15 protein-coding genes are annotated in these 23,235 nt (G+C 53.0%); 6 read left to right on the forward strand and 9 right to left on the reverse strand.

What is annotated here, in order from left to right:
- Positions 1 to 43: 43 nt before the first annotated feature.
- Positions 44 to 1,516 (forward strand): YeiH family protein, encoded by a 1,473-nt coding sequence (locus Enr10x_RS21205; protein ID WP_145112443.1) that lies wholly within the window; start codon positions 44 to 46, stop codon positions 1,514 to 1,516.
- Positions 1,517 to 2,095: 579 nt separating this feature from the next.
- Here the strand turns inward: Enr10x_RS21205 and argF are convergent.
- From argF to hemB, 3 genes are all read right to left on the reverse strand, one after another.
- Positions 2,096 to 3,016 carry an ornithine carbamoyltransferase gene (gene argF, locus Enr10x_RS21210; RefSeq protein ID WP_145112445.1) on the reverse strand — a complete coding sequence of 307 codons (921 nt, stop codon included), beginning with the start codon at positions 3,014 to 3,016 and terminating at the stop codon, positions 2,096 to 2,098.
- Positions 3,017 to 3,131: 115 nt separating this feature from the next.
- Positions 3,132 to 4,337 carry an aspartate aminotransferase family protein gene (locus tag Enr10x_RS21215; RefSeq protein WP_145112447.1) on the reverse strand — a complete coding sequence of 402 codons (1,206 nt, stop codon included), beginning with the start codon at positions 4,335 to 4,337 and terminating at the stop codon, positions 3,132 to 3,134.
- A gap of 252 nt (positions 4,338 to 4,589) precedes the next feature.
- Positions 4,590 to 5,576, reverse strand: a complete 987-nt coding sequence (gene hemB, locus Enr10x_RS21220; protein ID WP_145112449.1) for a porphobilinogen synthase — start codon at positions 5,574 to 5,576, stop codon at positions 4,590 to 4,592.
- A gap of 286 nt (positions 5,577 to 5,862) precedes the next feature.
- Here hemB and Enr10x_RS21225 point away from each other — a divergent pair, with 286 nt between their 5' ends.
- The 3 genes from Enr10x_RS21225 to Enr10x_RS21235 all read left to right on the forward strand — a co-directional run bounded on the left by Enr10x_RS21225 (position 5,863) and on the right by Enr10x_RS21235 (position 11,035).
- Entirely contained in the window at positions 5,863 to 8,100 is a 2,238-nt protein-coding gene (locus Enr10x_RS21225) for an outer membrane protein assembly factor BamB family protein (RefSeq protein WP_232093084.1), read from the forward strand.
- Complete coding sequence (locus Enr10x_RS21230) at positions 8,100 to 9,974, forward strand: outer membrane protein assembly factor BamB family protein (protein WP_145112451.1); 1,875 nt, start codon at positions 8,100 to 8,102, stop codon at positions 9,972 to 9,974. The genes Enr10x_RS21225 and Enr10x_RS21230 overlap by 1 nt, the downstream gene beginning before the upstream one ends.
- A gap of 245 nt (positions 9,975 to 10,219) precedes the next feature.
- Entirely contained in the window at positions 10,220 to 11,035 is an 816-nt protein-coding gene (locus Enr10x_RS21235; protein WP_145451295.1) for a dolichyl-phosphate beta-glucosyltransferase, read from the forward strand.
- An 18-nt stretch (positions 11,036 to 11,053) separates the two neighbouring features.
- Here Enr10x_RS21235 and Enr10x_RS21240 read toward each other — a convergent pair whose 3' ends face one another.
- Positions 11,054 to 11,464, reverse strand: coding sequence for a hypothetical protein (locus Enr10x_RS21240; protein ID WP_145451296.1), 411 nt, complete (start codon positions 11,462 to 11,464; stop codon positions 11,054 to 11,056).
- 34 nt (positions 11,465 to 11,498) lie between these two features.
- Positions 11,499 to 13,979 (reverse strand): DUF4159 domain-containing protein, encoded by a 2,481-nt coding sequence (locus tag Enr10x_RS21245; protein ID WP_145451297.1) that lies wholly within the window; start codon positions 13,977 to 13,979, stop codon positions 11,499 to 11,501.
- A 347-nt stretch (positions 13,980 to 14,326) separates the two neighbouring features.
- On the opposite strand from Enr10x_RS21245, the gene Enr10x_RS21250 reads away from it, so the two are divergent.
- Positions 14,327 to 15,343 (forward strand): AAA family ATPase, encoded by a 1,017-nt coding sequence (locus tag Enr10x_RS21250; protein WP_197994687.1) that lies wholly within the window; start codon positions 14,327 to 14,329, stop codon positions 15,341 to 15,343.
- Between the two features lie 15 nt (positions 15,344 to 15,358).
- Here the strand turns inward: Enr10x_RS21250 and Enr10x_RS21255 are convergent, their stop codons facing one another.
- Complete coding sequence (locus tag Enr10x_RS21255) at positions 15,359 to 16,852, reverse strand: protein kinase domain-containing protein (protein ID WP_145451298.1); 1,494 nt, start codon at positions 16,850 to 16,852, stop codon at positions 15,359 to 15,361.
- Positions 16,853 to 17,222: 370 nt separating this feature from the next.
- Positions 17,223 to 18,389 (reverse strand): N-acetylglucosamine-6-phosphate deacetylase, encoded by a 1,167-nt coding sequence (locus Enr10x_RS21260; protein ID WP_145451299.1) that lies wholly within the window; start codon positions 18,387 to 18,389, stop codon positions 17,223 to 17,225.
- Positions 18,390 to 18,702: 313 nt separating this feature from the next.
- Here Enr10x_RS21260 and Enr10x_RS21265 point away from each other — a divergent pair, with 313 nt between their 5' ends.
- On the forward strand, positions 18,703 to 20,016 hold the full coding sequence (locus Enr10x_RS21265; protein WP_145451300.1) for a radical SAM protein: 1,314 nt from the start codon (positions 18,703 to 18,705) through the stop codon (positions 20,014 to 20,016).
- Positions 20,017 to 20,040: 24 nt separating this feature from the next.
- On the opposite strand, the gene Enr10x_RS21270 is transcribed toward Enr10x_RS21265, so the two are convergent.
- Positions 20,041 to 22,236 carry a serine/threonine protein kinase gene (locus tag Enr10x_RS21270; RefSeq protein WP_145451301.1) on the reverse strand — a complete coding sequence of 732 codons (2,196 nt, stop codon included), beginning with the start codon at positions 22,234 to 22,236 and terminating at the stop codon, positions 20,041 to 20,043.
- Between the two features lie 644 nt (positions 22,237 to 22,880).
- The gene (locus Enr10x_RS30030) at positions 22,881 to 23,045 is read right to left on the reverse strand and encodes a hypothetical protein (protein ID WP_197994688.1); all 165 of its coding nucleotides are present in this window, start codon (positions 23,043 to 23,045) and stop codon (positions 22,881 to 22,883) included.
- Positions 23,046 to 23,235: the final 190 nt, after the last annotated feature.

Raw genomic sequence — 23,235 nt, forward strand, 5'->3', positions numbered from 1 at the left:
GCTCATTCAGATACAACCGTTTTACCTGACACCGAGATCCACCATGCAAGATACTCCCTCCGCTCCTGAGCCCGAACAGAATGATGATATCGTCGTCGCGGCTCCCCGACGCCCGATCTGGTCTGAAATGAAAACCGCTGAAGACTGGTGGGCGATCTGGATTGGTGGATCTCTGCTGGTGATCTGCTTTCTGGCAATGTATTTTTCGCTGCCAGCCGATTTTGCCGAGCAGGTTAAGACAGCGGAAGCGGCCGGCGAAAAAGTGAGCGTGCACAGTCCATTGAAACCCTGGCTGGCCAAGCCGGGCTCCTGGAAGGATAATCCGCTGGACTCGCTGTTTCCCGCTGAGAAGTCAAGCCTGCTGCTGCCCATCGGCGTGGTCTTTGCGGTCAGTCTGATCGTATTTTCGATCGGGGTGACTGTCATGGGCCAGAAAACAGTTCCGTTTGCCGTTGGTTTTGTGGCGGTATTTCTACTGGCCACACTGGCCTATATTCTGACCGGGCAGGCGGTGGTCAAAAGTTATAACCTGGAGTATGCGCTGTGGGCCCTGATGATCGGTTTGATCATCAGTAACACGATTGGTACGCCGGAGTGGATCAAGCCGGCCCTCAAAACGGAACTTTATATCAAGTCGGGCCTGGTGATTATGGGTGCCGGCGTACTGCTGAACCGCCTGTTGATTCTGGGTCTGCCCGGTATCTATGTGGCCTGGGTCGTGACGCCGGTCGTACTGATCAGTACTTACTTTTTCGGGCAGAAATTCCTGAAGATGGAATCCCGTTCGCTGAACATGGTGATCTCGGCGGATATGTCGGTCTGCGGTGTGTCGGCTGCGATTGCTACGGCTGCTTCCTGTAAGGCGAAAAAGGAAGAGCTTTCGTTTGCCATCGGACTGTCGCTGACCTTTACGGTGTTCATGATGATTGCGTTGCCGGCTGTGATTAAAGCAGTGGGCATGGACCCGATCCTGGGGGGTGCCTGGATGGGCGGAACCATCGATGCCACCGGGGCGGTCGCTGCCGCCGGTAATATGCTGGGACCGGAAGCAGAACAGGCCGCTGTGACCATCAAGATGATTCAGAATATTCTCATCGGCGTGACCGCATTTGGCGTGGCCGTCTACTGGGTCAGTTGCGTGGAAGGGAAGGAATCGGGCATTAAACCGGATGCCTGGGAAATCTGGTACCGCTTTCCCAAGTTCGTGCTGGGCTTCATTGCGGCTTCTGCCATCTTCTCGCTCTTGTACGTGACGCTTCCCGGAGGGGACTCCGTCATACCGGCAATGACGAAAGAATCGTCCAAGGTGTTCCGCGGCTGGTTCTTCTGTCTGGCCTTTGTCAGTATCGGCCTGGAAACCAACTTCCGCGAACTGGCCAAGTTCCTCAAAGGGGGCAAGCCGCTGATTCTGTATGTCTGCGGTCAATCCCTGAACCTGATTCTCACGCTGCTGATGGCATGGCTGATGTTCAATGTCTTCTACAAAGACGTCGTCAATCAGGTCTTCAACAAGTAGCCTGCAGCTTCAGACTGAGGCGCAACGTCCACTACTGAGAACAGTTTATCTCCAGGTCTTTCGCGGCGATCGGATACAATGCGTGTTCAAACCCGCTGTTTCCGGTCAGGCCAGGAGATTTCTCATGTTGCTGTTAGCGTCTCCGTTTTCAGTCCGTTCCGTTTCTCCAAGAAGAATGGAAGCGCCTCGCTTTACGTCTCCGGTCAACGCGAACGAATTTATATGCGGGACGCGCGGTAAAAACTGGTCATTTCCGGTCTGTTATGCGTATTTCTGTGTCAATTCGTGTCCAAAAACGGTCTTTTCTGGCAGGCAAATCAGTGCTCAACGGGAACCGGTGAAAAAGGGAACGATCAAAATTCGCGTCAAACCAGAGGTTTTTATGGGGAGCAGATTCACAGGAGCAGATCTGTCAGGTTCATACCGGGTACCGTGCTCGCGCGCGCGACGCATAACACGCAGTTTCGCTGACGGCGCGAGCGGTTCAAGTCCAGTTTCTGCACCTGAACCTGTCAGGAGAGTGCGCAAAAGAAAACCCCGGTTGTTCAGGACCGGGGTGGGAAATCGTTTCAAGACCATTCAGGATGACTGTTGTAACAGCCAGACCAAAAGGCCTTTCGCCAGGTGCTTGCGGTTCTCCGCCTGGTCGAAGACGATGCTCTGGTCACAGTCGACGACTTCGTCCGTCACTTCCAGTCCCCGCTTGGCGGGCAGACAGTGCATGAAGCGACACTGTTTCCCGGCAGCTGCCATCAGGCTTTCGGTCACCTGATAGGCGGCGAAGATCTGCTTGCGTTTTTCGGTTTCAGCTTCCTGTCCCATGCTGGCCCAGACATCGGTGTAGATTACCGTGGCATCAGCGACCGCCTTCTGAGGATCCGCTTCCAACTCTAATTGCACGGAAGGATAAGTTTTCTTGATCGTTGCCACCAGGTCGGAGCAGAGTTCAAAACCTTCCGGAGAAGAGACGACAAATGGCACATTCAGTTTGGCACAACAGTTGGCCAGAGAATAAGCGACGTTATTTCCGTCTCCCACGTAGACCAGTTTCTGTTGGGTCAGATCGCCGAGCAGTTCCTGCATCGTAAACAGGTCGGTCAACGCCTGGCAGGGATGGCTCAGATCAGACAACGCATTGATTACAGGGGTTCCTGCATTCCGGGAGAACTGTTCGATCAGTTCGTGAGAGAAGGTTCGCATGGTAATCACATCGGAAAAACGACCGATCACCCGGGCGACATCTTCGATCGATTCCCGACCATCGAGGCCCGCTTCCTTGCAGGTGAAGAAGCTGGAACCGCCGCCCAGTTCCCACATGGCCGACTCAAAACTGAGGCGGGTGCGGAGAGAGGGTTTTTCAAACAACTGAGTCATGGTATATCCCTGCAGCAGTTGAGGACGTTCCCCCTGCTTCCGCTTGTCTTTCAGCTCCTGAGCCAGAGCAAAGATCTCAGTAATTTCGGACGATTCCAGGTCGTTTAAAGTGACTAAATGCCTCATGGACGCTCTCAATTAATGACATGTTAAAAACAGGAATTCCTGTTCGCTTCTTAAATAAGACTCGAACAGGAATGTGTGAATAATCCAATGATTTCAGTGACAGGGGCCGCTGGCGTTATGCTTCTTCGGCCATTTCCCGCAGGACAGTCGCGATCAGTTCGCAGCCTTCTTCGACCTGTTCGGCAGTGACGTTCAGAGCCGGCAGCAGGCGGACGACGGTATCGTGCGTCGCGTTGATCAACAGACCGCGTTCCATACATTTTCCGACGGCGGGTGCAGAGGGGATATTAAGATCGACGCCGATCATCATGCCTTTGACGCGGACCTCACGGATGATGGGCAGCTCATCCTGGAGTTGTTCAAAGAACTGCTGGAACTTATTCGACATGGCCTGGCAGTTGTCCAGCAGGTTCTGATCTTCGATCATCTGACCGGTCGCGAGACCAGCTGCCATCGCCAGGGGATTGCCCCCGAAGGTGCTGGCATGCATGCCGGGCCGCAGGCTGGGGGCGACTTCATCAGTGGCAATCAGAGCTCCGGCAGCAACACCGCCGGCGATCCCTTTGGCCATCGTCATGATATCCGGCTGTACGTTCCACTGCTGATATCCGAACCAGGTTCCGGTGCGGCCCATGCTGGTCTGCACTTCGTCAAAGATCAGCAGGCAGTTCGCTTCGTCGGCGATCTTCCGCAGACCGGCGAGATAGTCCTGATCGGGAACGTTGACGCCCCCTTCGCCCTGCACCGGCTCGACCATGATGGCACAGGTCTCATCGTCGACGAGGCTGGCGATCGCTTCCAGGTCATTAAAGGGGGCATAGCGGAACCCGGCGACCAGCGGTCCCAGACCGGCGTGATACTTGGGCTGGGCCGTCGCGGTGACGGCAGCGAAGGTTCGCCCGTGGAAACCGTTTTCGCAGGTGATGATCTTGGGCCGTTTACCATCATAGTGCAGGCGGGCCAGCTTGAGTGCGCCTTCGTTGGCTTCCGCACCACTGTTGCAGAAGAAGGCTTTCCCGAAACTCCGGGTACAGAGGAATTCAGCAAAGCGTCCCTGGGCTTCGGTGTACCAGGTATTGGGAACATGAATCAGCCGGGAAACCTGGTCCTGAATCGCAGAGACGACCGGTTCGGGACAATAGCCCAGGATGTTACAGCCCCAGCCGGGAAACAGGTCGAGGTAGCGGTTGCCTTCAGCGTCCCAGACATAGCTCCCCTCGCCGCGTACCAGACTGATGGGGTAACGACCATAATTGGGGATCACATACTTGTCGAAGAGGGCAATCGTTTCCTGACTACTGGCATGTCCCGTTACTGACACTGAAACACCTCACTTATAAGAGAAATCCGTAAATTCACAATATCGGTTGACCGGAAAGGAATTTTGACACTATTTCTTGAACTCAAGTTCGAAAAAAAAGCAAACTTTTGATAACCGGCTGTCGGGGCAGCAGTTCAAGACTCAATCCCGCTGACAGCAGCCGGGCAGAAAGAAGCGGGAGATTATAGCAGAAGGCTCTATTTTTCGCAGCAATCCGGGAAAAAAGAATCGGATTCCTCACCAAATATTCATTTATCCAGCCTGGAGGATTTCCGCAACTTCTTTAGCAAAATAGGTTAAGACCCCATCGGCGCCAGCCCGCTTGAAACAGAGCAGGCTCTCGAGCATGCATTTCTGCCGATCCAGCCAGCCGTTCTGAGCGGCTGCGGAGATCATCGCGAACTCGCCACTGACCTGATAGGCATAGGTGGGGACTTCGAATTCGGCTTTGACGCGGCGGACAATATCCAGGTAGGGCATCCCCGGTTTGACCATCACCATATCGGCCCCTTCGCTGATATCCAGTCCGACTTCCCGCATCGCTTCGTCGCTGTTGGCCGGGTCCATCTGATAGGTCCGCTTGTCCCCCGTTCCCAGGTTGGTTCCGGAACCGACGGCATCACGGAAGGGACCGTAAAAGGCAGAGGCATATTTGGCCGCGTAAGCCATGATCTGCACGTGCTGATAACCGGCTTCGTCGAGGGCTTCGCGAATGGCCCCGATGCGGCCATCCATCATGTCGGAGGGTGCGATAATATCGCACCCCGCTTCCGCCTGCACCACGGACTGTTTACAGAGCACATCGATGGTTTCATCGTTGACGACGTAACCGTCTTTAACAAGACCATCCTGTCCATGGCTGGTATAGGGATCGAGGGCCACATCACAGAGGATGCCCATGTTGAGGTTCTGCTCTTTCAAAGCACGTACCGCCCGGCAGACCAGGTTTTCCGGATTATATGCTTCTTCTCCCCCTTCGGTTTTCTTCGCCGGGTCGGTCGCGGGAAAGAGTGCCAGCGCGGGGATCTGCAGCTCGGCTGCAGCTGCCGCCTGTTCTACCAGATGATCTATCGTCAACCGGTGGACTCCCGGCATGGAAGGAATCTCTATTTTCTGATTCGCGCCTTCCTGTATAAAGACAGGCCAGATCAGATCATTCACAGAAAGCTGATTCTCGGAAACCAGGCGTCGAGACCAGTCGGTTCGACGATTTCGCCGCATACGCACCTGTGGATACATGAAAAACAGAGTCCTTTTTTATTGGAAATTCGGGAATGCCTGAAAAATTCGGGATGGAACCCTGATTATGATCTAAGAGGCCCTGAATATAAAGGTACAGCCTCTTTTTAAATCTGGATGAGAGAACAGATTAGACCATTGCAATACCCAGAAAAGTTCAATAGTGTATTATATGTAGGGGATTTAACCCTCCCACCTTAAGAGCTGAGATCACAGGCCTGGCAACCGGTCCTGTCGTCCTTCATCAGTGATACCACATTCTATAAAAGAACAGTGAGGATCTTCTATGCGAAGAATTAACATGGTGCTCGTCAGCTCCATTATGCTGTTATTCACAACGTCGCTTGCCTCTGCAGGCGACTGGGCACACTGGCGCGGCCCGGAGCATAATGGGATCTCCCGTGAAACAAATCTCGTCGATGAGTGGTCTCTCGATGGTAAAAACGTGCTCTGGACTTCAGATATCGGCGGTCGTGCCGCCCCGATCGTCTTGAATGGTCGCGTGTATCTGAACTGTCGAACTCACCACGATGTGACCGACCCCAAAGATAAGATTAACGCCCAGGAACAGGTTGTCTGCTGGGATGCCAAAACCGGTGAAGTGCTCTGGAAAGATGTCTTCAACGTCTTCCAGACCGACATCCCTTCTCCCCGCGTGGGCTGGGCCAGCATGGTCGGCGATCCGGAAACCGGAAACGTCTACGTGCACTCGGTCAGCGGTCTGTTCCGCTGCTATACGGGTGACGGGAAACTGCTCTGGGAAACCTCACTGGCTGAAGACTACGGAAAAATTTCCGGTTACGGCGGACGAACCCAGACTCCCATCATCGACGAAAACAATGTCATCGTCAGCTTCCTGCAGATGAACTGGGGCAAAACCGCTGCTCCCCCTCCAAAGCAGACCTACTATGCTTTCGATAAAAAGACCGGCAAGCTGATGTGGACCGCCGCTCCCGGCGGTGCTCCCTTAGACACCAACTACTCGGCCCCCATCGTGACTGTGATTGACGGCGTTCGCCAGTTGATCGCCGGGAATGCCGATGGTGGCTGTTACGGTATGAATGCCCGCACGGGAGAAAAACTGTGGGGCTTCAAAATGTCGAAACGGGGTTTGAACTGTTCCCCCGTGGCAGATGGGAACCTGGTCTACATCACTCATGGTGAAGACAATATCGACAATGTGGAATTCGGCCGGGTGCAGTGCATCGACGCTTCCAAGCGGGGCGACATCACGAAAACCGGCAGTGTCTGGCGGGTCGATGGCATTAAAGCCGGCTACGCAAGTGTGCTGGTGAAAGACGGCATTCTGTACGTCGTCGCTGACACCGGTCAGATGTATGCTTTCGACAGCAAAAATGGCAAGCAGTTCTGGACCCACAACTTGGGCACCGTCGGCAAAGGCTCTCCTGTCTGGGCGGACGGCAAACTATATGTCATGGAAGTCAACGGTAACATTTTCATCCTCAAGCCGAGCAAGGAAAAGTGCGAAGAACTGTCTCACGTTCAGCTGCTGGCCCGTGTCGACAAGGGGATGGATGAAATCTACGCTTCTCCCGCGATCGCCAATGGTCGAATTTATTTCGTCACCCGCGACCGTACGATCTGTATTGGTGACGAATCGCAGAAGCCCACCAGCAATCCGATTCCTCCGCTGGCAGAAGAAAAGCCGGTCCAGGACAAAATCGCGAGCATTCAGCTGGCACCTTTCGAAATGGCCGTCCCCCAGGGAGATAAAATTGATTACCAGATCCTGGCGTACGATGCCAATGGACGCTTCATTAAAGAAGTGGAAGGCAAACTGATTCCCGGCCCCGGCATGGAACAGGCCAAAGTCGATGGCATGACGGTTACCACTCCAACCGATCTGAAATCTCCGGCAGCGGGTACCATCTCGGTCAAAGTCGGTGAGGCCACTGCCGAAGCCCGTCTGCGTGTATTTCCCCCTCTCCCCTGGAAGTTCGACTTCGAAGGGTTGAAAGGGAAACAGGTCCCCGGCACCTGGGTCAACGCGTTCCTGAAACTTCAACCAAACGAAGTGGATGGCACAACAGCGTTGAAAGCCAGCCCCGGAAAAGGACGTCCCAGTGCCAGCGTCTGGCTGGGTCCCTCCGACATGAGCAGACTGGCACCGAACGGCTACACCGTTCAGGCTGATATTTTCATGAAAGAACAGAAGCGAAAGCTGGCCAGTATCGGTGTCACAGTCAATCGCTACGACCTGATCGTGAAAGGGAACTCCAGCAAACTGGCCATCCAGAGCTGGGCACCTCATAAGCGGATGACCAAGGAAATCCGCTTCCGTTCCGATCCGGACGTCTGGTACACCATGAAGTTGAAAGTCGAGATCAAAGATGGTCAGGCGACGGTGAAAGGCAAGGTCTGGCCTCGCAAGAAACCGGAACCTAAAGAGTGGACCATTGAAACGGTCGATCCACATGCGAATGAGAAGGGAAGCCCAGGGCTTTACCTCTACCGTCTCGCCGATGTTTACTTTGATAACGTCATTGTCTCTGAGGATAAATAATGAAAAAGATTCTATTACGATTTGCCCTGTTGAACTCATTTGCATGCTGTGCGCTGCTGGCTTCCACAGGTTGCGAATCCCGCGATGCGACTGAAAAACCGGCAACCCCGCCGGAAACGGCTACGGACCTGGGTGGTTCTGCTCCGATCGAAGAAGCAGGATCGACCACGGGTGGCGCCGGCGTCAATGTTCCGGAAGAGAAGCCGGACATGAAAAAATCGGAACCGGCCCTGGATGCGGATGGCAACCCTTTCAAAGCGGAAGCCAAGCCCAAGGCAGAAGAAAAACCGAAAGCCGATCCAAAGCCCGAGAAAAAAGCGGAAAAAACTTCGCAGACCAAACCGGCTCCCAAAGCAGAGACGGCCAGCAAAGATTCCAAGTCTACTGCCAAAGTCACTGGTGACTGGCCGATGTGGGGCGGTGACCCGACCCGCAACATGGTCAACCTGACTACGGGAATCACTCTGAACTTCAAGCCTGGCGAAGGCGATGAAAAGGGTGAGAACATCGTCTGGGTCTCCAAGCTGGGATCTCAGACTTATGGTAACCCGGTCGTTGCCAATGGCCAGGTCTATGTCGGGACCAACAACGGTGGTAAATACCGTCCCGAGTACAAAGAAGACCTGGGGGTTGTCCTCTGTTTTGATGAAAAAACCGGCGACTTCAAGTGGCAGCTGTCACGTGAAAAACTGCCCCAGGGTCGTGTGAACGACTGGCCGGAACAGGGAATCTGCTCGACTCCCTGCATCGAAGGAGATCGTGTCTGGGTTGTCACCAACCGTTGCGAACTGATGTGCCTGGACGCAGATGGTTTTTATGACAACGAAAACGATGGTCCCTTCAAGGAAGAAAAAGACGCTGAAAAACAGGACGCCGACATCATCTGGAAGCTTGATATGATCGAAGACCTGGGTGTCTTTCCGCATAACCTGGCAACCAGTTCTCCCGTCGTGCACGGTGACTACATCTTCCTCTTAACTTCAAACGGCGTTGACGAAGCCCACCTGGAAGTACCTGCTCCTCGTGCTCCCTGCTTCCTGGCAGTGAATAAGAAAACCGGTGAGATTCTCTGGGAAGACAACACACCGTTCGACCAGATTCTCCACGGTCAGTGGTCTTCACCCGCCATCGGTGTTGTGAATGGCCAGACCCAGGTTTATTTCCCCGGTGGTGACGGCTGGCTGTATGCTTTCACTCCCGAAGGAGATGGCGACGGCAATGCCAAACTGATCTGGAAGTTCGACCTGAACCCCAAAGACTCCAAGTGGGAACTGGGGGGGCGTGGTACTCGGAATGCGATTATCAGTACCCCCGTTTTCAAAGACAACAGCGTCATTCTGGGAGTCGGACAGGACCCGGAACACGGTGAAGGCGTGGGCCACATCTACCGGATCGATGCCACCAAGAAAGGTGACATCAGCCCCCAGATTTCTGACGGTAAAGAGGGCTGGAAAGCCAATCCGAACTCCGGACAGATCTGGCACTACGGTGGTGAGGATGTCGACGGCAAGCTGACCGGTAAAAAAGGTGATCTGCTGTACCGCCGCACCATGTCGACTGTGGCAATCGATGACGGACTGGTTTATGCACCGGACCTGAGTGGATTCGTCCACTGCCTCGATTTCGCAACCGGCAAACGTTACTGGGAATACGACATGTTCGCCGCCTGCTGGGGTTCCCCGATGGTGGTCGACGGCAAAGTATTCATCGGCAACGAAGATGGCATGTTGATCATTCTCAAAGCCGGCAAAGAAAAGAAACTGCTGGAAGAGAAGACATTCAACTCCTCAATCTATAGTACGCCGACGATCGCCAACGGGCACATGTTTGTCTCCGACCGTTCGCGGCTCTACAAGATCAAAGTGACTGAATAACAAGCAGTTACGTCGATCAATCAAATCAGAAACAGCAGAAGTCTTCCTCGGGGAGGCTTCTGCTTTTCTGTGCGCTCCCGATTTCGGTTTTGACATAATTTCACTTTTTTGATACACCCCGGCTCACAATTCCGTCGAAACCCTGCAACCAGCAGGGCGGGCCCTCCTCGACTTTGAGCAACTTTTCCAGCTTGAACGGACTTCAGCCTGGCTGTCCTTCAGGTGAATCGGGTATCAAATCATTCATGTCATCTGCCATTATTGTCATCCCCTGTTATAACGAAGAGAAACGCCTGGAGGTCCTGCAGTTTCGAAAGTACGTTCTGCAGAATCCACAGCATTCCTTTCTGTTCGTTAATGATGGCAGCAGCGACCGGACCGCCTTGATTCTGGACGACCTGAAAGACTCCAATCCCGACCGCTTCGACGTGCTGCATCTGACACACAACCAGGGCAAGGCGGAAGCCGTCCGCCAGGGCATGCAGCAGGCTCTGCATGCGGGAGTCGATTTTGCCGGCTTCTGGGATGCCGATCTCGCGACTCCACTGGAAATGATTCCCCAGTTCGCAGCGCAACTGGAACAGATGCCCGAGCGTTCGATGGTACTCGGCGCACGTGTGAAGCTGCTGGGTCGGCAGATTGAACGTCAGCAACTGCGTCATTACCTGGGACGGATTTTTGCAACCGCTGCTTCGATCGTATTACAGCTCCCCATTTACGACACACAATGCGGAGCGAAACTGTTTCGTGTGAACCGGGAAAACCAGTGTCTGTTTTCCACTCGTTTTCTCACGAACTGGATTTTCGATGTGGAACTGCTGGCACGGGCCCGTCAACTGGAGCGGTTCTTTGACTGCCCCCGACTGGAAGACACCGTCTATGAGCTGCCTTTGACCTGCTGGAAAGATGTGGCGGGGTCGAAGGTCAAGCCGCACGATTTCGTCAAAGCCTTTTTCGAACTCTGTTCGATTTACTGGCGCTATCTGCGTCCTTCACTCAAGCTTCCCTACACGCAATTACCGGAACATGCTTCTGCAGAAGAGACGCGCAAAGCCGCGTGAAACTATCCGGGTCCGCTTTCAGTCGCCGTGAATGTTGAACCAGTTTTTACAATAACTGCATTTCACATCCCCGTGCGGTGAGACATCCGAATCTTCACCAATCGGCGCATTGCAATGCGGACAGGCATACTTTCGCTTCTGTTTCGCCGGCGTTTTACGGGATGACTTCGACTTCACACGTGTCAGTCCGTTTCCCGTAGCGGTCAGTGATCTGAAAGCCGTAAATCCCCCGATCAAGACAAAAGGGATCGCGATCAGTGAACCGAAGAGACGAAAAAACAGGGGCGGCGAATGAAACGCACCAAAGGGTTGTGACCATAAAAAGCCGAGCACCAACAGACCAATTCCACCAAAGACACAGCCAATCACAACGCCGACGAATCGGGCGCCCGCGGTGATATTTTTCTGCTGCTCTTCCTGATCGTTCATGCTTCTCCCTGTGCTGCTGCCCTGAGATCTGTCGTTATTGACCGGTGTATTCCGCTTTTTCTTTCGGCTGCATGACTTTCCGATAAGCGATATCCTGCAGCAGAGCATAGCGGACGATATTCAATGCCAGATTCGCCGCATCCTGGGGCACGTAACCGGCACAAGCCACAGAGGCCTGCTGCTCCAGGGCACAGCTGATATCGTACTTACTATATATCACAGCCAGGTGTCCATCAATTTCAATTCCTTCCAGCAAAGGTTCGACCACCAGCGTTTCGGCTTTCAGAGGCTGATTCACATCATTGACTTCCATCTGTCGGCGCCTCACGCGGCGGACATCATATCCGGTCTGCTCGGAAAACAGGGGATGATCGATGGGAATGCGTTTGAACTTTTTGGTGGGAAACATTTCCTGCATCAACTGACGAAAACTTTTGTCAAAAGGCTGAGACCCACAGCAGGCATCGGCAAACAGCACCGCCCCGTTTTCGAGTGCCTGTTTCAGATTCGACTGTTCTGTTTTCGAAAGGCTGAACTGGCTCCTGCCATGCATATAGAGGAGTGGATACTGCATCAGATTGGGATCGCTGGCAGGCAGAGTGGGCGTCTTCGTAGAGGCGATCATCCCCGCTTTCTGATTCAGGGCCTTAAGCAGATTGGTTAGAGCACGAGGGGCGGCATCCCAGGTGCCATTATGCCTGATCTTGGCGATTTGCAGGAATCCACGCTCGATCTGATTCTGCATTCCGTTTTCGCTGGCCAGTTCTTCCTGATCCAACTTGTTGGGTGGTTCGCGTCCGGTGGCATATGCGATCACATTAGTCCCAATGCGAACAGCACGGGTAATCATGGATTTTGCATTGACCGACTGGTCCCGAGAAGGAAAACGCATCCATTTGTCCCACAGACAGGCGAGATCATCGGGGCAGTAAATAATCGAAGTCCGGCAGCCCACATCCACGCCATACAATTCGACGCTTTCCGCGTCGAGCAGATATTCACAACGAAAGACCGGATGCTCTGCTGTCAGTCGCTTGAGCTGAGCTTCGCCCTGAGGATACATTTTCTGAATCAGGTCCCGGAAACCACGATCAAAGCCGGCCCCGTTACAGTTGTCGACGGCAAAGATAAAGCCTCCCTGCTCGACATACTGTTTGAGAATGTTGACTTCTTTCACTCCGAACCCGGGATTATCCAGACCACTGATAAAAAGCACCGGAGCCTGTCTCAGAATCTGCACGCCTCCCCCCTGGATCGCCAGATCCAGATTGACGGTCTGCCAGGTGAGCAGCTTCGGCCAGTCAGGACGCCCTGAAAGCGCATCGGTCAGATTCAAAATATCATTCTGATGGTGATTCCAGTTGGGAACAGCCCCTGGTTTCAGATTGACATGCCTCTCCGTCTTATATTCCAACTTGTTGATCAACACCGGGGCCAGCCCCTTGGACAGAAAGAGCAGTACAAAACTGGTCCCCAGGACCGGATTAGATTCCAGTTGACCGGCACCGCGCCAGGATCCATCCCGCACTGATTGTCTCTGCGTCAGAAACGCGGCTCCTTCCCGGTACCAGTCGTGCTTGCCAAAGAACCGGGTGCCACTTAAGCGACCGGCCCGCTCCAGACCATACAGATAGTACAGCAGCCAGGAGTTCACGCCGGGATTGGTTCCGACAGTAAAATGGGTGGTCATCCAGTCAATCGCCCGCTCGATGGATTTATCTTCCTCTTTCTCATCGCAGCAGACAGGAGTTCCGTCGGGGTTGATTTTCAGTTCCTCCCCCAACATGGAATTGACGATCACCATGGTGGCGATCCCCGCGACAGTCATACTGCCACGGCTGGAACCGCCGTTCTCCTGGTAGCCCCAGCCCCCATCGCCGCTTTGCTGAGTCTGCCAGTACTGCTTGATGAGCTTCCAGGTTTTCTGGCTGACGGGCACTCCCGAATGCACGGCGTCTCTCAGTGCCAGCACCGCGTACTGGCTGTTACTCCGGTCCGCAACACCTCCGCCTCCAATTGCCATTCCGGGACCATAACTCCAGCCCCCCGCATTGGGGCCGGTCGTCACCTGGCTTTTCTCCAGCCGTTCGACCAGCGACTGGATCAGAGGCAAATCCCGTTTGCCATCTTTCGCAGCAGCCAGGGCCATAATCATCAGGCTGGTCTGATATGTTCCCCTGGGCTCAGGACGACGTAGCGACCGCAAATATTTCAGGCCCCTCTGAACAGGTTCATCTTTGGTCGTCATGCCGCAATTGATGATGGCCATCATCGCCAGGCAACTGACCCCGGGCGTATAATTATTCCCCGGGCCGGACCAGGAACCATTTTCTTTCTGCTCTTGCAACAGAAAGTCTTTACCGCGTTCAATCGACTTCAGAACAGCTTTCGCGGACAGTTCCTGTTCCTGCGCGCAGACGGCTCGGTCGAACTGAAATAAGAGTGAGATACACAGGACTGCTGTTAACGTCCAGCGCAACGCCCGATACGCTTTTCGATACTGAGAAAAATCCATTCGATTTTACTTTCAATCCCACAGAGATTCAGACCTGACAGAGGGCCGGAACGCCCCCTTCTATTGAGCTACATCCAGGATCAGAATCGTTTAAAGAAATTCCGATCTGACCCGTTTTCCTCCAAATTGCATGAATCCGCTATTTTTTGACTGTGTTCCTGATTGTAGCACATTTGCTCCCTCAAGTCAGCGGGTCTCTGTTTCTCTGGGGATTTAAGATGGCTATAATTGTGTGAACTGACAGCGTATTTTCACACTTGGACTGAAGGTCGTCCGGATGGAAGATCCGTGCCGGACAACCTGTTTATATCAGTCAGGCTTGAATCACAAGACAGAATGGAAATCCCTTGGCTAACGAAAAACGCGACTTCGATGACTTTCTGGAAAAACTGAAACGCCACCATGATGTGATGGTGGATGAACTGCATAAGGTCGTTATCGGTCAGGATGCCGTGATCGAGCAGATCCTGGCGGCTATCTTTACAGGCGGGCATTGCCTGCTGGTGGGGGTCCCCGGTCTGGCGAAAACCCTGCTGGTCAGCACGATCGCCAGGATTCTGGATTGCGATTTCAAGCGGATTCAGTTTACTCCTGACCTGATGCCCTCTGACATTACCGGCACGAACGTATTGGAAGAAGAAGACTCGGGACGACGTTCATTTCGTTTTGTGCATGGTCCGGTTTTTACCAATATTCTCCTGGCGGATGAAATCAACCGTACCCCTCCCAAGACGCAGGCGGCCTTACTGCAGTCGATGCAGGAACGGGAAGTCACGGTCGGACAGACAACCTATGATCTGCCGGAACCATTTTTTGTGATTGCGACACAAAACCCGATCGAGCAGGAAGGAACTTACCCCCTCCCGGAAGCCCAGCTCGACCGGTTCATGTTTAACATCAAGGTCGAGTACCCGAACCTGGAAGAGGAAGAAAAGATTCTGGCTGCGACCACCATCAGTGAGAAGCCCGAAATCCGTAAGGTCCTCTCAGCCAAGTCGATTCTCTATCTGCAGCGTCAGATCAACATGATCGAAGTCGGGCCGCTGACCATCAACTATGTCACTCGACTGGTCAGGGCCACACGCCCCACGGACGGTTCCGCCCCTGCGTTTATCAAACAGATGGTCGACTGGGGAGCCGGCCCCCGGGCAGGCCAATACCTGATCGCAGGCGGAAAAGCGATTGCCGCCATGGATGGTCGTGCCAGCGTCTCTCTGAACGACATCCGCCGCGTCGCGGTGCCGGTTCTGCGCCATCGTATTTCCACGAACTTTCAGGCACAGGCAGAGGGCATGGTCACCGAAGACATTATCGGCCGACTGCTGGAAGAAATCCCGGAACCCAATATTCCCAAGTATGAATGAGCTTAATCCACAGGCTCAGTAAGCGGTCAGCTCTGCGGAATCGTTGAGTTGATGTTGCAGCACCTTCTGGATCTTCGCGCGCAAATTGCGAATTTTGATTGGTTGGACCAGAATGCGCGAGCGATCCGTTTTCTTCAGCGTTTTCTTAACAGCAGCATTCTTTTCTGACAACACGAGGACGGCTGCCAGATCCGGATCCATGGCCAAGGCCTTATTAAAGGCTTCGACCGCTCCCTCCCCGATGGAGTCTTCCATAAAGACGATACAGTCAGGGGCATTTTCCTTTACGCGTTGCATCGCCCGCTCCAGATCTCTCAGAATCAAAACACGATAGCCGTGCTTGGTGAGGTACTCGCGTAATACATCCTGATGCCGGGGACGATTTTCAATGCACAGAATTGTCGGCGGGGCAATCGCCATCTTGAGATCCTGCTCTGCGCTCGCTTTGGCGTCGGAACTGGTCTGAACTTTCGGTGCCTCTTCAGACTCACTGATTTGAGCCCGAACTTCAAGCAGATCCTGAATCGCTTCCGTCGCCGACTGATATCGATCGTAAGGCATATAAGCCATCAGTTTTTCCAGCACATTTACAACGGAAGTCGGCAAATCCGGTTCGATAGAGGTGATCGAAGGCACCTGTGAATAGCGCGAAGGCCGCTTGCGTTCTTCGATGTCTTTTGTGCGAGGGAAAGGGGGTTTGCCGCAGAGCAGTTCGTAAAAAATGGTCCCCACGAAGTAGAGGTCGCTACGGGGATCGTTCCGGGGGGCGCCTGTCGATTTTTCCAGGGTCCCGTATTCCACTGCCCGCTGATGCGCCTCTCCGGCTCCGCCGGCATCATCTTCACCAGCCAGTCCGAAGTCGATCAGCTTGGCCACTCCCTGGATCGACATCAGCACGTTTGTGGTCTTCATGTCCCGGTGTGTATACCCCAGTCGATTGGCATACTCCAGGCCTTCACAGATATCGATGGTGTAATTGATCGCTTCGAGAGGGGATAGTTTTTTGCGAATCGTGATGAAATCCCGCAGGTTTCCACCTTCGACAAATTCCATGGTGAAGTAGTGGATATTGTCCTGCACGCCGACATCGTAAATCGGGACAATATTTTTGTGCTGGAACTGCTTGCAGACTTCCGCTTCACGGCGAAACATTTTGACCGTTTCCGGATCCTGGGCCCAGCGTTGTCTGAGAACTTTCACTCCGACCATGCGGCCGCTCACGAGCGATTCGGCCCGGTAAACTCGGGCAAAGCTCCCGGACGCGTTCTGGTACATCAGCTTGTTATCGCCCAGAACGAGGCCTTCCAGTTCATTACTTTTCAGCCGGCTGGCCTGGAAAGAAGTGATGAGGTTTTTGCGCTCCAGCAACCGAATCAGTTTATCGTCATCGGCTGAGTTATCCTGAAGCTCCTGCAGGCAGGCGTCCATCTCGTCCGGCTTGACGAGTTTTAAGTCAACCAACTGCGCACTGAGCTTCTTCTTGCGTGACTTCTTATTAAAAAAAATCATTCGTAGTCCATGCTCTGCTGATGCACACCAGGCAATGAATCATCACTCAGTAAAACAATAAGAACAATGACAGGACATTCTTAGAAAATGCACCTGCTCAAAATCGGCGAATAAGAAAAATAAGTAACACGTTTCAACTGAGTTCCGATTACCGTGTGCCATCTAAAATGATTGCGAGCCAGATAAATAATAATAAAAGAAAGGCTCCCAAATAGACACAAAATTCCGTCGATGAAATTTTGATGTTCGGAATATGAATACCCAATTATAACATTGATATGCGCGGAAGGGAATCAGTGAACACGCGAGCAGAAAAATATTTTACATTTTCTGTGGCATGAGGAGCACATTCGGATTAAACAGCACAAACTCAGGAATTGACCAGCAGCGTGCCGTATTTCACCGACCCACAGGAGAGAGTTGTCTGAATATTCATCCGGGATCCTGCTCCCTCATAATGGAACAGGATCAGATCCGCCCGCGAACCGACTTCCAGTTTGATTTCCTCAAACCCCAGTAAACGGGCCGGGTTCAAGCCAGCCATGTCCAGAGCTTCCTGCAGGGAAATACCTGCCATATCGATCGCGGTCGTCACACAGGTGTCGGTCTCCAGCCCTGAGCCGGCGAGTAACTGCCGCTGACCGGCGATCACAATTGGGCCATCCTCGAGGACTTCCATCTTAACAGAACCTTCATCGTAGATGCCCGGTGGAGAACCAGCCAGTCCGGAGGCGTCACACGTAATGATCACATTCTCGACACCTTTGGTTTTAATAATCGTCCTGACGACACTGGCAGGCAGATGATGGCCGTCTGTAATGATGCTGGCCATCAGGCGGGGTTCGCCCAGTTGTTCCCAGATGTAGTTGGGATGGCGACGTAAAGTGCCATGTGCTCCGTTCCCCAGATGAGTACTGAGCCGGGCGCCCGCATCGACTGCTTCCGTGATCTGCTCGGGCTCTGCTGCTGTATGCCCGATCGAAACGACAACGCCGGAGGCAACTGCTTTTTTGATAAAGGGAATTGCGTTATCGACTTCAGGAGCCAGAGTAATCAGACGAATTCGATTTCCGGAAAGCTCCTGCAGTCGGCAGAATTCGTCCCAATCGGCAGCTCGTACCTGATCCAGCGGGTGTGCACCGCGTGGCCCCTGGATCGGCGAGATAAACGGCCCTTCCAGATGACAGCCGGGCACCATCTGTTCTACCCACTCGTTTTCTTCGCACGCCTGACGGATCGCGGAAAAGCCACTAACGTAAGCTTCGTATGAACTGGTAATCAGCGTGGGACAGAGCCGGGTAATGCCGTACTGGTAATGTTTCTCGAGCACCTGGCAGACTTCGTCTGAAGTCAGATCTGGTTTGTTGAACCAGATTCCACCATGGCCATTGATCTGCAAATCAAACATTGATGGAGCAATGAAAGGCAGTCCGGCTGCTTCTGAATCAGGCAGCAGATCGATCGAGGAGATTTTGTCTCCTTTGATCTTGATGCTGACAGCCTCAAATGTATCGTATCTTCGTCCGACTAACTCCATCAATTGCCTCGAGCTCTAAAACAATTTGTAAAGAAAATATATGGTAACCAATGAGCGGCTTGATAAGGTTTATTTAAACTTAGAAAGTATAAGAAATGTACCTCAATGTCAAAAAAAGAATTTTCTCAACACTGCCTTATACCACGAAATTCATGCAATTTACAGTGAGAGAATCTATGTTTATGTACTGGGAAAAAATTCTGTGTAATTTTTGATGGAAACGGGTGTTTTACCGCGCCCGAATGAGTAGAATTGATAGTAAAAATAATTTTTGTTCAGTAATTCTGTACCCTCTGGGGAATTGAGTACCTTCATGTATCTGAAAATGGCCAAACGCGTCTTAATGGAGACAGACAAAAGACTGGTCTGGAAACTGGCTTATAATTTCGGTTTTAAAGGTGCCCTCTCCGTTCATAAACACAAAAAACGCCTGAAACGGGGAGAATTCTTTCCTCCCTTCCTCTATGTCTCGGTGATTAACAGCTGCAATCTGCGCTGTCAGGGATGCTGGGTCGATGTGGCCGCCAAACAGGAAAAAATCGATGTGGAAGCCATGTCGAAGCTGATCCAGGAAGCGAAGGAGATGGGAAATTCCTTCTTCGGAATCCTGGGGGGCGAACCCTTCATGCACCCTCAGCTTCTGGAAATCCTGGAACGCCACCCCGACTGCTATTTCCAGATTTTCACAAACGGCCAGTTCATCACCGACGAGATTGCGAAAAAACTGCGGAAGCTCGGCAACGCGACCCCTCTGATCAGCGTGGAGGGAAATGAGATCATCAGTAATGAGCGTCGCGGACGGAATGACGTCTACGCCAAGACGATGCAGGGGATTCAGAACTGCCTGAATAACAAACTGCTCACCGGCGTCTGTACCAGTCTGTGTAAGTCCAACATCGACGATCTGCTGACCGAGGAATGGGTCGACAAGCTGATCGATATGGGTGTGATGTACTGCTGGTATCACATTTACCGGGTCGCAGGCCCTGAGCCCAATCCGGAGCTGGCTCTGTCACCTGAAGAGCAGTTACGCGCCCGCAAGTTTGTGGTTGACATCCGGGCCCGCAAGCCAATCGGCGTCATCGATGCTTACTTTGATCATGACGGAACCGCCCTCTGCCCGGCTGCCACCGGACTCAGCCACCATATCAATCCCTGGGGCGACATTGAGCCTTGCCCCGTGATTCAGTTCGCCACCGACTCCATTCATGATGAATCCAAAACGTTGAAAGAAAAGTTCGTGCAGTCCGAATTTTTGAAAGACTTTCGGCATGTCGTTCAACAGAATACCCGTGGCTGCATCATTCTGGAGCGTCCCGATCTGCTGGAAGATCTGGTCAAAAAACATGGTGCGAAAGATTCCACGTTCCGCAAACAGGCGATGCAGGAACTGCAGAATCTGGAAACGCGCACTTCTCAATACTCTCCCGGAAATGAAGTTCCCGAAAAGAGCTGGGTTTACCGCCTTGCGAAGAAATTCTTCTTCAACGATTTCGGCGTCTATCAGGGAGCCGACCATAGTCAGACCGCCGCTCCTGGGATCCTGGCAAATCGCAGCTCTTCCACTACAGCCGGGAACCCTCCGGATTTCGTCCCTCTGGAAGCATTGAACAGCGACACCCCCTGAGACCTTTTTCTCAGCGTGAGTCTGTTAATCCTCTTCCGACAGGTTCACGATTAATGTGGCGTCCGCCGAAGCTTTCGGAATCCGAGGCGTATCTGTAGCGGTCTTTTCCAGAGCAGATCTGGATTCCATGTGCTCTTTCCACCAGTCGCTCGCATCCTGCAGACTCCACTGGCAATCGTGCTCGCAATGAGTCAACGCCAGTACCAGTTCGGAGGCAGACTGCGGTCGCTTCGCCGGGTCCTTCTCCAGGCACTGCATGATGATCCGTTCCAGATCGGGAGAAACCGGTTTTCCCAGTCGGTCCGAAAGCCGTTCCGGCTCATCCTGAACATGTTTCATGCAGATTTCGATAATCGTTTCGCCGTCAAAGACCGTCGTCCCCGTCAGCAGATAATAGCCCACTGCTCCAAACGCATACAGATCGCTGCGTGCGTCAACCTGATCGGGGTGGTTGATCCCTTCCGGCGAAAGATACATCGGAGTCCCCGCCATCGCATTCGTGGATGTCAGCGAAGCCTGCTCTCTGCCATCTACGGCTTTGACGAGACCGAAGTCGAGCAGCTTGATAAAATCATAAACGCCCCCGCGATGCGTCAGGAAGATATTCGCCGGCTTGATGTCCCGATGAATGACTCCCCGCTGATGTGCTTCCGACAGTGAGCCTGCCACCTGTTTGAGCAGATGAATAACCCGGGCTTCAGGCAGCGGACCAAACTCTTTGACCAGATCATCCAGGTTGATTCCATCCAATAGCTCCATGGCATAATAGAAGACCCCTTCCGGAGTACGGCCGTAATCATAGATGGCAATCGTATTCGGGTGATTGAGCTGGCTGGTCAGTTGCACTTCGCGTTCAAAACGGGCCACCGCTTCGTCGGTTGTTTTTTCGATGTCCAGTAACTTGATGGCCGTCGGACGGCGGAGCATCGCGTGCTGTCCGCGATAGACGACCCCCATCCCCCCTTCTCCCAGTTTTTCTTCCAGGGCATACTGGCCCAGTTGTTTCGCTTTGATGACGGCCCGTCGCGTTTCCTGATCTTTTCTGGCGACGATCACTGTAAAGAAGAAGATCGCGATACTGCCGATGATCAACAGCCCAAACAGTCCCCAGAACGTGTAACGCAACAGGTAATATGACCGATAGGCTTCCGCCTGATCCATTTCGGTGGCAATCCCCATCCCGTATTCCGGCAGCCAGGTCCATGCACCGACGACAGGTACGCCTCGATAATCGCGGTAACCTTCCACATCGATGCCACTCTCATTCTGCACAGCGGAAGCCGCCATGCGAGTCAGGGAACGTTCTGCCATCCGTATCGTCGGGCGATCCCCCTCCGCCATGTTGACTTCAGGATCCCGAACCTGCACGTTGAGGATGGACTGTGAATCTTCACGATCGGGGATCAGTCCCATCAGTTTCAAATCCTCGTCAAAGCGGCTCTGTGAAAGCATGACGCCGTCTTTGTCGAAGGCATACGTTTCGCCTGTCTTCCCCGCCCGGGCGACTGACAGGATGCGGGTGAAATCGACCTCGGGTTTGATCAACAATGCCAGTGCCGCGATCGGTTTCCCCTCTTCGTCCCGGACTGGTGCCATCGCCAGCATGGTCGGCAAGTTGGCTTTCAGTTCTCCCGACTCCGTTTTGCGGGCAAACAGACTCTCAAAGGGCCGCGTCACCGTGGACTTCCCTTCGCGGACCTGCTCCAGGGCCGACTGCTGAATCGGTAGATCCGCTCTGCCGATGGGTTCATCGCGCGAAGAAGCCAGCACTTTCCCCTTCAGGTTAAACAGGCCGACATCCAGGTATCCCAGGTGCTCCAGTTCGGAACGAAACTCATCCCGTAACCCGGCGAGTGATTTCGAATGCAGCAATGCATCCCGGTTCTCCGGCTGCTGCTGCTCTATGCCGATTAACTCCTGGGTGAGTTCGCGCACACGAGATTCCTCCGCGAGTACCTCCGCCAGCGACTCTTCACGACCCAGCCAGATTTTTAAAGCCGCCACGTCAGCGTCCAGAATCGTCTGCAGCGTATCCGCCACGGTCTCCCGGCTTGATGTCTCCACGATCGCTCTCACCATCAATCCCAGCACCAGCAACAGGATCGTGCCCGCAATCGGCCAGATCCACATACTCCGTTTGGAGAAGAGTCTGGTGCGGGTAAAGGATTTCAGGAAAGATCGAGAAAAGGATCGACCCAGCGAAGTCTTAGATGCGTTCATAGATCCCGATTTCAGCAGTAACATTGAGAAAACGACACAGATTCTTAATTCTGACATCTCCCCGGAAGGACATCAAGAAATGAATCGATTTTAAGGTGGAAGTCCTCAGAATCATCTGCTGCAGGACAAACCATGAGCGCATAAAAAAAGCCGTGCCTGTGTCAGGTCACGACTTTCATAGTATCTGTCATTACATTGCGACGGTGGGGTCGCTGCAAGAAGGACGGTGAATCGGGTAGTGCCTGGCACTCACCACTATTGATTCCGGTCCATGCTAAGGTTTAGGATCCTCCGACGGAATAAAGAATGACAGAATACTGATTGAATTGTATGCATTTCCCAGACAACCGTCGACGGGAGAATTCCGTCTTTTACCGAAAATTCACCTCGTCTCGGAACGTCTGAATGAAATCAGTTTTCCTGATTTCTGAGATAGTAATCAACATCGGCATTTCAGGGCTCAACGGTTTGATCCGTTTTTCAAAAATTATGAAAAAGGACCTTCCCTGCAGGAACTCCCGGGAGAGCATTGTTCCCTGAATCGACCGGGGATCTTACTGATTTTCACAAAGCAGACAAGAGGAGATTCTTCAGAAACTTCGAATTCCCGGTAAACAAATCTCTCTGTTCAGGTTCCCCCTGACTCAGACTTTGCGCATGCCGTTTCGCATTAACAGCCAGCCGATGAAGGCGATGACCACCAGCACAATGCCGTACTCCATCGGCGAGATATTATCCCAGCGTTTATTAAGATAATTGATGTAAAACGTTGAGTACTCGTGCCAGATTCCCTGAATCGTGTCAATCATGATGTGACCTCAATGATGCGTGAACAAATTGCGATCTGCAGGGTGAGGTGACTTCCGCTGTCAGCCGGCGTTTCGGAACGAACCGCAGAATCGCTACAACCAGAATTGTGTCTACTGACAGCAGGGAAGTTTACAGATCCTGATTTAAAGCCTAGCTCATAGATGTGAGCTTGGGACGAAATTTTCCTGT

Origin of the sequence: Gimesia panareensis (genome assembly GCF_007748155.1) — a bacterium.
Classification (GTDB): domain Bacteria; phylum Planctomycetota; class Planctomycetia; order Planctomycetales; family Planctomycetaceae; genus Gimesia; species Gimesia panareensis.